Genomic DNA, 12,118 nt, shown 5'->3' with positions numbered 1-12,118 from the left:
GGAAGTCCGTTGCGCGAATGAGGGCCCGATAGTGCGCAGCGTAGGATGGGTCTGTCAACCATGTCTGAAGGTCTATGCTGGATCGACCACAACGCAGTAGGGAGGAACGACAGGTGAACCTTCGCGAACTAGGCCGCTCCGGGCTGGCCATTCCACCGCTGGTGTTCGGCGGCAACGTATTCGGCTGGACCGCCGACGAAGCCACGTCCTTCCGCCTGCTGGACGCCCTGCACGAAGCCGGGTTGACCTGCATCGACACCGCCGACGTCTACTCGCGCTGGGTGCCCGGCCATGCCGGCGGCGAGTCGGAAACCCTGATCGGCAAATGGCTGAAGAAAACCGGCAAACGCAACGACATGATCCTCGCCACCAAGGTCGGCATGGACATGGGCAACGGCTTCAAGGGCCTCGCCCCCGCCTACATCGAACAGGCTGTCGAACGCTCGCTGCAGCGCCTGCAGACCGACTACATCGACCTCTACCAAGCCCACTGTGACGATACGCATACCCCGCTCGAGGAAACCCTGGACGCCTTCGCCAACCTGGCGCAGAAGGGCAAGGTGCGGGTGATAGGCGCCTCCAACTACGACGCCCGCCGCCTGCGCGAAGCGAAGACCATCGCCGACCAGCTGGGCGCGCCCTGCTACCACTCTCTGCAGCCGAACTACAACCTCTACGACCGCGCCGACTACGAGACGCGCCTGGAACCGGTGGTGCAGGAGCTGGGCATCGGCGTGATCTGCTACTACGCCCTGGCCGGCGGCTTCCTCAGCGGCAAGTACCGCAGCCGCGAGGACCTCGACAAGAGCGCGGCCCGCGCCGACAAGGTCAAGGGTTACCTGAACGAGCGCGGCGTAACCCTGCTGGCCGCCCTGGACGAAGTGGCCGAGGAATACGACGCCACGCCGACCCAGGTATCCCTCGCCTGGCTGATGGCCCGCCCAAGCATTACCGCCCCCATCGCCAGCGCCTCGAACCTCGACCAGTTGCCGGACCTGATCGCGGCGACACGGCTGAAACTGAGCCTGGAGGATATCCACAGGCTGGATGCGGCTAGCGCCTATTGAAACGGCAGTTCGCGGGCAAGCTCGCTCCTACGAAAAGCGGGATATCCCTGCAGGAGCGAGCTTGCTCGCGACCCCGCTCAGGGCTCGATGACGAAACGGTCCGCGTCGAGATAGGCCGGGAAGCGCTCGCGGTAGGCAGCCAGCGCTTGCGCCGAGAGGTTGACGTGGAATACGCCGTCGGCCGCGCCGGGTTCCAGCAGGTAGTCGCCCTGGAAGTCGAGCACCTGGCTATCGCCGGAATAGGCGTGGCCCTTGCCGTCTTCACCAACGCGGTTCACCGCCGCGACGTAGCACAGGTTCTCGATGGCCCTGGCCGGCAGCAGGCGGTTCCAGTGCAGGCGGCGGGCCGCCGGCCAGTTCGCCGTGTACAGCAGCAGGTCGGTGTCCTGGGCGTCGCGGCTCCAGGCCGGGAAGCGCAGGTCGTAGCAGATCAGCGGGCGCACCCGCCAACCCTTGCACTCGAACACCGCCTGGTTTTCCCCGGCGCTGTAATGCTTGTGCTCACCGGCCATGCGGAACAGGTGGCGCTTGTCGTAGTGCAGGATCTCGCCATCCGGGCGCGCCCAGAGCAGGCGGTTGCGATGGCTGCCGTCTGCAGCGCGGACGATCACGCTGCCGGTCACTACCGCATCCAGGCGTGCGGCCTGTTCGCGCAGCCAGGAGTAGGTCTCGCCCTCCTCCGCCTCGGCCAGTGCCGAGGAGTCCATGGAAAAGCCGGTGGTGAACATCTCCGGCAGGATCACCAGGTCGGCGCCTCGTGCCTGCTCCAGCAATGCGGTGAAGTGCGCGCGGTTGGCTGGCGCGTCGTGCCAGGCCAGGGTGGTCTGTACCAGGGCCAGCTTCAGGTCGGGCAGTTGATTCAGATCGCGCATAGCTTCTCCGCCGCCTGGCGCAGCGTCTCCTCTTTCTTGGCGAAGCAGAAGCGCACCAGGCGCATGTCTGCCGGGGCCTGCTGGTAGAACACCGAGACCGGAATCGCCGCCACGCCATGTTCGCGGGTCAGCCATTCGGCCATGGCCACGTCGTCCAGGTCCGGGCGGATCGCCGAGTAGTCGACCACCTGGAAGTAGGTGCCGGCGGCGCGCCGGAACTGGAAGCGCGAGCCGCCGAGCAGGTCGCAGAACAGGTCGCGCTTGGCCTGGTAGAAGCCCGGCAGCTCGCGCAGGTGCTCGGGGTGCGCGGCCATGAAGTCGGCCAGTGCGTACTGCAGCGGGGTCACGCCGCAGAAGTTCACGTACTGGTGAATCTTGCGCAGCTCGGCGGTCAGCGCCGGCGGCGCCACCACGTAGCCGGTCTTCCAGCCGGTGACGTGGTAGGTCTTGCCAAAGGAACTGATGACAAACGCGCGTGGGTACAGCTCGTCATGGGCGAGCACGCTGGCGTGTTGTACGCCGTCATAGATCAGGTGTTCGTAGACCTCGTCGCTGATGACATATATCTCGCGGTCGCGAATGAGCGCAGCCAGGCGGTCCAGGTCTTCGCGATCGATCAGCGCACCGCTGGGGTTGTGCGGGCTGTTGAGGAAGATCACGCGGGTGCGCGGGGTGATGGCGTCGGCCAGGCGCTGCCAGTCGATGCGGAACTCAGGCAGGCTCAGGGCGACATGCACGCAACGGCCGCCGGCCAGCTCCACCGATGGCTCGTAGCTGTCGTAGCAAGGGTCGAGGACGATGGCTTCGTCGCCGGGGCGGATCAGCGCCTGCACCGCGCAGAAGATCGCCTCGGTCGCGCCGGGGGTGATGGTCACCTCGGTGTCAGCGCTGACAGTGCGGCCATAGAAGCTCGCGACCTTGGCCGCCACCTGCTCGCGCAGCGCCGGCAGGCCGGTCATCGGACAGTACTGGTTGTGTCCAGCCATGACGTGCCGCCCTACCGCTTCGCGCAGTGCGGCAGGACCGTCGAAGTCGGGGAAGCCCTGGGACAGGTTGAGCGCACCGCACTCGGCGGCGAGCTGCGACATGCGGGTGAAGATGGTGGTGCCGACGTTGGGCAGTTTGCTGGTGAGCATGGCGGAGGGCTGCAGGCAAAGAGGGTTGCCTAGCTTAAAGCCCGACGCCTGAAGCGGGAAGCAGCCCCATCCTATCGGTCACACGCCGGTAGGATGGGGTGAGCGAACCCAGCATGGGTTTCGTGCCTCAACCCATCCTACGAGAAGAGGGGGCGCGTTACTTGCGCTTGTCCTTCTTCTTCTTCTCGGCCTTCTTGTGGTGCGACATCAGGCGGCGCTTCTTGTTGACCTGGCGATCGGTGAGCTGGGTCTTCTTGCCCTCGAACGGGTTGTCGCCGCCCTTGTACTCGATGCGGATCGGCGTGCCGACCAGCTTCAGCACACGACGGTAGGTCTTCTCCAGGTAACGGGTGTAGGCCTTGGGCACCGCCTCCACCTGGTTGCCGTGGATCACGATCAACGGCGGGTTGGCGCCGCCCAGGTGGGCGTAGCGCAGCTTGATGCGGCGGCCATTGACCATCGGCGGCTGGTGCGTCTGCACCGCGTCCTCGAGGATCTGCGTCAGCTTGCTGGTCGGCCAGCGGGTCACGGCGGAGCGGAACGATTCCTGCACCGACTTGTACAGGTGGCCCACGCCGGTGCCGTGCAGCGCCGAGATGAAATGGATGTCGGCGAAGTCGGCGAACAGCAGGCGACGCTCGAGCTCGGTCTTCACGTACTCGCGCTCGCCCGACTCCATGCCGTCCCACTTGTTCAGTGCGATGACCAGCGCGCGGCCGGTCTCCAGCACGAAGCCGAGCAGGTTGAGGTCGTGCTCGACCACGCCTTCGCGGGCGTCCATGACGAAGATCACCACGTTGGCGTCCTGGATCGCCTGCAGGGTCTTCACCACCGAGAACTTCTCGACCGCCTCGAAGATCTTGCCGCGGCGACGTACGCCGGCGGTGTCGATCAGGGTGTACTTCTCTTCGTTGCGCTCGAAGGGGATGTAGATGCTGTCGCGGGTGGTGCCGGCCTGGTCATAGACGATCACCCGCTCCTCGCCGAGCATGCGGTTCACCAGCGTCGACTTGCCGACGTTGGGGCGGCCGATGATGGCGATCTTGATGCCGTCTTTCTCGCTCGGGCCGGGGATGCGCTTGGCTTCCTCGCCTTCGGCGACTTCTTCCAGCTCGCTCGGCAGGTCGTTGTCTTCCGGCGCCTCGGGCTCGGGAGCGAACATGTCGCCCAGGGCTTCCTGCAGCATCTGGGTGATGCCGCGGCCGTGGGCGGCGGCGATCGGGATCGCATGGCCAAGGCCCAGCGGGCTGAACTCGGCGCGGGCGATATCCGGATCGACGGTGTCGACCTTGTTCGCCACCAGGAAGCTGCGCTTGTTCCGCTTGCGCAGGTGCTCGGCAATCATCTGGTCGGCTGCGGTGAGGCCCGCGCGCGAGTCGACCATGAACAGGACGGCATCGGCCTCTTCGATGGCCTGCAGTGACTGCTCGGCCATCTTGGCGTCGATGCCCTCTTCGTCACCGGAGATACCACCGGTATCGATGACGATGAACTTCTTGCCCTGCCACTTGGCCTCGCCGTATTGGCGGGGGGGGGGGGGGCCGGTGACGATGACCTTCTCCCCCTGCCACTTGGCCTCGCCGTATTGGCGGTCGCGGGTCAGACCGGCGTACTCGGCGACGATGGCGTCACGGGTGCGGGTCAGGCGGTTGAACAGGGTGGACTTGCCGACGTTCGGGCGGCCCACCAGGGCGATTACGGGAACCATGCGGCTCTCCAGATAAATTCAGGGTTTCTAAAAAAACGCGCCGGCCGCTGTCGTCGAACAGCGGCCGGCAGGTAACACATACAGCTTAGCGAATGGTGTAGGCGACCAGCTTGCCGCTGTTGCCGTACACGTACATCCACTTGTCCACGACCAGCGGGCGCACACGCACGCCGTCGCCGTCGACCTTCTCGCGGCCGACGAAGCGACCGTCCACCTGGCTCAGCAGGTGGATGTAACCTTCCAGATCGCCGACCACGACGTTGCTGGAGAACACAGCCGGCGCCGACAGCTGGCGGCGCGCCAGTGCATCGTTGCTCCACAGCGACGAGGAGCTGCGGCCGTCGAGGGACTCGACGGTGCCGCTGGCATCGCTGACATAGACGTTGCCCATGCCTTCGCTGACGCCGGCATAGCTCGACGCCTCGCGCTGCCAGAGCACGCGGCCGCTGGCCAGGTCGAGCGCGGCGGCGCGGCCCTGGTAGGTAGCCACGTAGATCACGTTGTCGTCGAGGATCAGGCCGCCGTCGATGTCGACTACGCGATCCAGCTCCGAACGACCTTGAGGCACGGCAACGCGGGTTTCCCACGCCGGCAGGCCGCGTTGCAGGTCGACCGCCACTACCTTGCCGCTGGCCAGGCCGGCGATCGCCATGCGACCGGCGATGATCGGCGAGCCGGTGCCGCGCAAGGTCAGCACGGGCACGGTGTTTTCGTAGACCCAACGCTGATTGCCGGTGCTGGCGTCGAGGGCGATCAGCTTGTCGTCCTGGGTTTGCAGCACGACCACGTCGCCGTCGGTAACCGGGGCAGACAGCACTTCGCTGGGCACGCGGGTCCGCCACTTCTGCTCGCCGTCGGCGGCATTCAGGGCAACCACGTCACCTTTCAGGGTGCCGACCAGAACCAGGCCGCCACCGACGCCAACACCGCCGGAAATCGGCAGGTCGAGGTCTTTCTTCCAGAGCACGTCACCGCTTTCGCGCTGCATGGCCATGACGCGACCTTCGGCAGCGGCGGCGTAGATGGTCGAACCATCCACGGCCGGCGTCAGCAGTTCGTAGAGGTCGCCCTGGCCGTCACCGACCGAGCGGCTCCACTGTTTGTCCAGGCGAACTTCTTCCTTGATGTCGGTGAGTTCAGCCGGCGGCAGTTCTTTCTTGCTGTTGCTGCTGCAGCCCACAGCGAGCAGGGTCAGCGCCAACAGCGCCGCATGATTCCAGCGCATCATCTCAGGCGCCTCCCTTGGCCAGGTCGTCGAGTTTCACCTGCAGGGCGCCGGAGGCGGCGTCTTCCGGCAGAGCGGCCTTGGCCTTCTCGTAGGCGGCACGGGCTTCATCGGTTCGCTTGAGTTGCACCAGCAGGTCGCCCTTGAGCTCTTCGCGGTTGGCTACGAAAGCCTTGTCAGCAGTGCCTTCGAGCAGTTTCAGACCTTCTTCGGCCTTGCCCTGGGCAGCCAGGACGCGGGCCAGGCGCTGACGCGCCAGTTCACCGAGGGTGGCGTCGGCCGGCTTGTCGACCACGCCTTTCAGCTCGCTGGCGGCATCGTCCAGCTTGCCGGCATCCACGGCGACCTTGGCCACGAACAGACGGCCGTATTGGGCGTACGGGGTGCCGCCGTATTCGCTGGTCAGCTTGCCAGCCAGTTCGGCGACACGCGCGGTATCGGGCTTGCCGGACGGGGTCAGCGAACTCTCCACCAGTTCCTGGTAGAGGATGGACGCGCCCTGCGCCTGATTGGCCTGGTACTTGGTCCAGGCCTTCCAGCCGAACACCACCACCAGCGCCAGCGCGGCACCGGTGAGCAGGGGCGAGCCATTGCGCTGCCACCAGTCCTTGATGTCCGCCAGTTGTTCTTCTTCGGTACGCGTGGTCACCCCAATACTCCTATACGGTCTTTTCTCAGGCCTGTTTGAGGCAGGCTGCCAGGTGCTCGGGCAGAGCATCCCAGGCAATGTTCTGTTGCTCGCCCTCGCCGCGCAGGGGCTTGAAACCTACCACGCGGGCAGCCAGCTCGTCGTCACCCATGATCAGGGCGAACTGCGCGCCGCTCTTGTCGGCTTTCTTGAACTGGCTCTTGAAGCTGCCGGCGCCGGCGTTGACCAGCAGGCGCACGCCCGGCAGGGCATCGCGCAGGCGCTCTGCTAGGGTCAGCGCGGCCAGCTCGGCCGGCTCGCCGAAGGCGCATACATAGAGGTCGGCCGGACGGGCCAGTTCTGCCGGCACCAGGCCCAGGGTTTCCAGCAGCAGCACCAGGCGCTCGACGCCCATGGCGAAGCCCACACCCGGAGTCGGCTTGCCGCCGAACTGGGTGACCAGGCCGTCGTAGCGCCCCCCGGCGCAAACGGTTCCCTGGGAGCCGAGCTTGGTGGTGACCCACTCGAATACGGTGCGGCTGTAGTAATCCAGGCCGCGAACCAGTTTCGGGTTGATCTCGTAGGCGATGCCGGCGGCATCCAGGCGCGCCTTCAGGCCTTCGAAGTGCACGCGCGATTCTTCGTCCAGGTAGTCGTGCAGGGTCGGTGCGCCGACCAGCAGGGCCTGGGTGGTTTCGTTCTTGCTGTCGAGGATGCGCAGCGGGTTGGTGGTCAGGCGGCGCTGACTGTCCTCGTCGAGCTGGTCGTAGCGCTCCTTGAGGAAGGCCACCAGGGCGTCGCGATAGGTTGCGCGCGCCTCGCTGGAACCCAGGCTGTTGAGCTGCAGGGTCACCGAATCGGCCAGACCGAGCTTCTTCCACAGGCGCCAGGTGAGCACGATGAGCTCGGCGTCGATGTCGGGACCGGCCAGGTTGAAGACTTCCACACCGATCTGGTGGAACTGGCGGTAACGCCCCTTCTGCGGCTTCTCGTAGCGGAACATCGGGCCGGCGTACCACAGCTTCTGCACCTGGCCGCCACCGGTCATGCCGTGCTCCAGCACAGCGCGCACGGTGCCCGCGGTGCCTTCGGGACGCAGGGTCAGCGACTCTTCGTTACGGTCGAGGAAGGTGTACATCTCCTTGTCGACCACGTCGGTGCCTTCGCCGATACCGCGGGCGAAGAGCTCGGTGAACTCCAGGATCGGCAGGCGGATCTCGCTGTAGCCGTAGCCATCCAGCAGATCGGCGAAGGTGCGCTCGAGGTAGCGCCAGGCAGGAGTCTGCTCCGGCAGGATGTCGTTCATGCCACGAATGGCTTGCAGGGACTTGCTCACGTAGGGTCCTTGTAGCGGTCAGCCACGCACGATCAGGGCGGCGTCGGCCTCGGCCTTCTCGGCCGCTTTTGCGCGGATCAGCCGTTCCAGCTCATCCACCAGGTTTTCGTTCTGCAGCTTCTGCGCCGGCTTGCCGTCGATGTACACCAGGTTGTTCGGCGTACCGCCGGTGAGGCCGATGTGCGCTTCCTTGGCTTCGCCCGGGCCATTGACCACGCAGCCGATCACCGCGACGTCCAGCGGCACCAGCAGGTCTTCGAGGCGGCCTTCCAGCTCATTCATGGTCTTGACCACGTCGAAGTTCTGCCGCGAGCAGCTCGGGCAGGCGATGAAGTTGATGCCGCGCGAGCGCAGGTGCAGGGACTTGAGGATGTCGAAGCCGACCTTGATCTCCTCCACCGGATCGGCGGCCAGGGAGATGCGGATGGTGTCGCCAATGCCCTCGGCGAGCAGCATGCCCAAGCCCACCGCGGACTTCACGGTGCCCGAACGCAGGCCGCCGGCCTCGGTGATACCCAGGTGCAGCGGCTGTTCGATCTGCTTGGCCAGCAGGCGGTAGGCGGCGACGGCCATGAACACGTCGGAGGCCTTCACACTGACCTTGAAGTTCTGGAAGTCCAGCTTGTCGAGATGATCGACATGGCGCATGGCCGATTCCAGCAGGGCTTCGGGAGTCGGCTCGCCGTACTTCTTCTGCAGGTCCTTCTCCAGCGAACCGGCGTTGACGCCGATGCGGATCGGGATGTTCTTGTCACGAGCAGCGTCGACCACCGCGCGCACGCGGTCTTCGCGACCGATGTTGCCCGGGTTGATGCGCAGGCAATCGACACCCAGTTCGGCCACGCGCAGGGCGATCTTGTAGTCGAAGTGGATATCGGCGACCAGGGGAACCTGGACCTGCTGCTTGATCTTGCCGAAGGCTTCGGCGGCGTCCATGTCCGGCACCGAGACGCGGACGATGTCGGCGCCGGCTTCTTCCAGGCGACGGATCTGCGCCACTGTGGCAGCGACGTCCAGCGTGTCGGTGTTGGTCATGCTCTGGACGGCGATGGGCGCATCGCCGCCTACGGGCACCGAACCGACCCAGATCTTGCGGGAATGACGGCGTTTGATCGGGGAAGCGCAATGCATTTTCAGTTACCACCCAACTTCATGCGCGCGGTCTCGCCACGGGAATAGCGCGCGATATCGACCGGCTGGCCGTTGTAGCTGACCTGGGCGCCACGGGCGAAGCCCAGGTGCAGTTCCAGCGGCGCCTTGGCGGCGACCTCCATGGAGTCACCCTTGCGCTTGAGCGCACTGAGCACGACCTTGCCGTCGGCGTCGGTGACCTGGGTCCAGCAATCGGCGGTGAATTGAACCTTGACTACGCCCTGGCCGGCAGCGGCGACGACCGGGGCTGCAGCAGGCGCTGCCGGAGCGACTGGAGCAGCCGCTGTGCCCGGGGCGACGGGTGCAGCAGGGACGACCGGAGCGGCGGATGCCACGACTGGTGCGGTCGGCGCAGGCGCCATAGCAACCGGTGCGCTCGGTGCAGCAGCGCTGGCCGGGGCAGCCGGGGCAACGGCCGGAGCTTCAGCGGCAGGTGCCTGTTCAGTCGGGGCCGGAGCGGCCTGCTCGGGCGCACCCGCACCAGCATCGCCAACCGGTTCGACCGGCGCTGCCGGGGTGTTCGCCTTGTCCTCGGCGACCGCCTGGTCTTCCGGCTCGTCGAGGCTGTGGACTTCGGTGGTGCCGTCGGCGCTTTCGACCTCGACGTGTTCCATGTTCAGGCCGCTGTTCTCGGCGACATTGCGACCGCTGCGCTCTTGCCACCACATGTAGCCGAAGCCCACCAGCAGGGCGAGCAGCAGCAGGCTGAACAGGCGCAGGAGGTTGCGCGACAGGCGCATCGGCTCGGCGACGCGGCCGAGGCTCTGCGGGGTACTGCCGGTGGCATCGGTGCCGGTGAACTGGTCGAAGGCGGTGACCATCTGCGCCTGGTCCATGCCCAGCAGCTTGGCGTAGGCACGCACGTAGCCGCGCGCGAAGGTGTGCCCAGGCAACTGGTCGAAGTTGCCCTGTTCCAGGTGACGCAGCGAGTTTTCCGTCAAATTCAGCTGACCGGCCACCTGGGAGGTCGACCAACCCTTGTGCTCGCGCGCCTGGCGCAAGGTCTCACCGGGGTTGGCACGGGTCGCCACGGCGACCTCTGGCTGCGACATCTTCATCATTTCTCTGCCTGGTATGCCTGGTATTCGGGAGAAGCGGGGTACAGGCGCTTGAGCTGCAGACCGTAGCTGGCCGCCGTGTCCTTGTCGTCAAAGACCTTGGCCAGGCGCACCCCCAGCAGCAGGCTCTTGGCGTTCTGCTGGCCCTGCTTCAGGTATTCCTCGTAGTAGCCGCGTGCTGGCACGTACTGGCGGTCGTCATAGGACATCTGCGACATCTCGAGCAGTGCGCTGGGCTGCCGGCGGTTCAGGCGCAGGGCCTTCTCGAAGTACTGCTTGGCCTGCTCGCGCTGGTTCATCTTCAGGCTGACCAGGCCGAGGTTCTCGAAGACCCGCGAACGCTCGGGGTACATGCTGTCGTCAGCGGCCTTTTCGTAGGCCTCGATGGCTTCCTGGTAGCGCTTCTGCTCGAAGAGGAAGCCGCCGTAGTTGTTCAGGATGCGCGCGTCGGAGCGCGAGGACAGGGCCTTGCGGTATTCGGTCTCGGCCAGCTTGGGTTCCATCTCCATCTGGTAGACCAGGGCCAGCGCGGCGTGCGCGTCGGCGCTCGAGGAGTCCAGCTCCAGAGCCTGGCGCAGCGGCACCTTGGCCTGCTCGGTGTTACCGTTCTGCAGGTAGCCGATGCCCAGCTGGATGTAGGCGTCGCGGGCTTCTTCGCGACCCTTGGTAGTAGTCAGGGGATCCGGTTTCCCGGTCGTCACGCAACCCGCCAGCATGCCAGCCAACAGTACGAACAGCGCGGCGCGAAAGGTCATCGGAATCCCCCCTGGTCAGTTTCGAGTGCTGGCGGTCGGCGTCTGTTCGGCTTCGGCCGCCAGTTGGCGTACGGCGATATAGCGTTCGCTGCGACGTGTGCGGTCCATCACCTGGCCGACCAGTTGGCCGCAGGCAGCGTCGATGTCGTCGCCGCGAGTGGTGCGCACGGTGACGTTGTAGCCGCCTTTGTGCACCAGATCCTGGAAACGGCGGATGGCGTTGTTGCTCGGCCGCTCGTAGCCGGAATGCGGGAACGGATTAAACGGAATCAGGTTGATCTTGCAAGGAATTTCCTTGAGCAATGCGATCAACTGCTCGGCGTGCTCAGGCTGGTCGTTGACGTCCTTGAGCAGGGTGTACTCGACGGTCAGCACGCGCTCCTTGCCCAGGCGCGTGATGTAGCGCTTGCAGCTGTCCAGCAGGACCGCCAGCGGGTACTTCTTGTTGATCGGCACCAGCACGTTGCGCAGCTCGTCGTTCGGCGCGTGCAGCGAGAGGGCCAGGGATACGTCGGTGACTTCGCCGAGCTTCTCGATCATCGGCACCACGCCAGAGGTGGACAGGGTCACCTTGCGCTTGGAAATGCCGTAGCCGAAGTCCTCCATCATGATGTTCATGGCGGGGACGACGTTGTCGAAGTTCAGCAGCGGCTCGCCCATGCCCATCATCACCACGTTGGTGATGGCGCGGTCGATCTTGCCGGGCACGGTGCCGAAGGATTTGTTGGCGATCCATACCTGGCCGATGATCTCGGCGGAGGTCAGGTCGCTGTTGAAGCCCTGCTTGCCGGTGGAGCAGAAGCTGCAATCCAGGGCGCAGCCGGCCTGCGAGGACACGCACAGGGTGCCACGGCCGTTCTGCGGGATGTAGACGGTCTCGACGCAGCTGCCGGACGCCACGCGCACCACCCATTTACGGGTGCCATCGCTGGAGATGTCCTGGCTGACTACTTCCGGACCCCGAATTTCGGCACAGGCCTTGAGCTTTTCGCGCAAGGCCTTGCCGACGTTCGTCATGGCGTCGAAATCCTCGGCGCCAAAGTGGTGAATCCATTGCATCACCTGGCCGGCGCGGAAGCGCTTTTCACCGATGGACTCGAAGAATTCCTCGAGCTGGGGCTTGGTCATGCCCAGCAGGTTGGCCTTTACAGCGGTATCAGTCATGGATTCACCCTCGCCCA

At 65.5% G+C, this 12,118-nt stretch carries 11 protein-coding genes; 1 reads left to right on the top strand and 10 read right to left on the bottom strand.

What is annotated here, in order from left to right:
• Positions 1-113 precede the first annotated feature (113 nt).
• On the top strand, positions 114-1,067 hold the full coding sequence (locus PKB_RS05245; protein ID WP_043249609.1) for an aldo/keto reductase: 954 nt from the start codon (positions 114-116) through the stop codon (positions 1,065-1,067).
• A gap of 77 nt (positions 1,068-1,144) precedes the next feature.
• On the opposite strand, the gene PKB_RS05240 is transcribed toward PKB_RS05245, so the two are convergent.
• The 10 genes from PKB_RS05240 to rlmN form a co-directional block, all read right to left on the bottom strand.
• Positions 1,145-1,939: an amidohydrolase gene (locus tag PKB_RS05240; protein WP_043249607.1), complete on the bottom strand. Its 795-nt coding sequence runs from the start codon at positions 1,937-1,939 to the stop codon at positions 1,145-1,147.
• Complete coding sequence (locus PKB_RS05235) at positions 1,927-3,075, bottom strand: pyridoxal phosphate-dependent aminotransferase (protein WP_043249604.1); 1,149 nt, start codon at positions 3,073-3,075, stop codon at positions 1,927-1,929. The genes PKB_RS05240 and PKB_RS05235 overlap by 13 nt, the downstream gene beginning before the upstream one ends.
• Before the next feature lie 157 nt (positions 3,076-3,232).
• Complete coding sequence (gene der, locus PKB_RS05230; protein ID WP_043249602.1) at positions 3,233-4,783, bottom strand: ribosome biogenesis GTPase Der; 1,551 nt, start codon at positions 4,781-4,783, stop codon at positions 3,233-3,235.
• Positions 4,784-4,868: 85 nt separating this feature from the next.
• Positions 4,869-6,011, bottom strand: a complete 1,143-nt coding sequence (gene bamB / locus PKB_RS05225) for an outer membrane protein assembly factor BamB (RefSeq protein ID WP_043249601.1) — start codon at positions 6,009-6,011, stop codon at positions 4,869-4,871.
• A 1-nt stretch (position 6,012) separates the two neighbouring features.
• Positions 6,013-6,657 (bottom strand): YfgM family protein, encoded by a 645-nt coding sequence (locus PKB_RS05220; protein WP_043249599.1) that lies wholly within the window; start codon positions 6,655-6,657, stop codon positions 6,013-6,015.
• A 25-nt stretch (positions 6,658-6,682) separates the two neighbouring features.
• Entirely contained in the window at positions 6,683-7,972 is a 1,290-nt protein-coding gene (gene hisS / locus PKB_RS05215) for a histidine--tRNA ligase (protein ID WP_043249597.1), read from the bottom strand.
• An 18-nt stretch (positions 7,973-7,990) separates the two neighbouring features.
• On the bottom strand, positions 7,991-9,103 hold the full coding sequence (ispG, locus tag PKB_RS05210) for a flavodoxin-dependent (E)-4-hydroxy-3-methylbut-2-enyl-diphosphate synthase (RefSeq protein WP_043249595.1): 1,113 nt from the start codon (positions 9,101-9,103) through the stop codon (positions 7,991-7,993).
• Between the two features lie 2 nt (positions 9,104-9,105).
• Positions 9,106-10,185: a helix-turn-helix domain-containing protein gene (locus tag PKB_RS05205; RefSeq protein ID WP_052355183.1), complete on the bottom strand. Its 1,080-nt coding sequence runs from the start codon at positions 10,183-10,185 to the stop codon at positions 9,106-9,108.
• The gene (gene pilW, locus PKB_RS05200) at positions 10,182-10,937 is read right to left on the bottom strand and encodes a type IV pilus biogenesis/stability protein PilW (protein ID WP_043249590.1); all 756 of its coding nucleotides are present in this window, start codon (positions 10,935-10,937) and stop codon (positions 10,182-10,184) included. Before pilW ends, PKB_RS05205 begins: the two co-directional genes overlap by 4 nt.
• A 15-nt stretch (positions 10,938-10,952) precedes the next feature.
• Positions 10,953-12,101 (bottom strand): dual-specificity RNA methyltransferase RlmN, encoded by a 1,149-nt coding sequence (rlmN, locus tag PKB_RS05195; RefSeq protein WP_043256942.1) that lies wholly within the window; start codon positions 12,099-12,101, stop codon positions 10,953-10,955.
• Between the last annotated feature and the right edge of the window lie 17 nt (positions 12,102-12,118).

Source organism: Pseudomonas knackmussii B13, from assembly GCF_000689415.1.
In the GTDB taxonomy this organism is placed as follows: Bacteria; Pseudomonadota; Gammaproteobacteria; order Pseudomonadales; family Pseudomonadaceae; genus Pseudomonas; species Pseudomonas knackmussii.
This window is presented reverse-complemented; position numbering and strand designations above follow the sequence as displayed.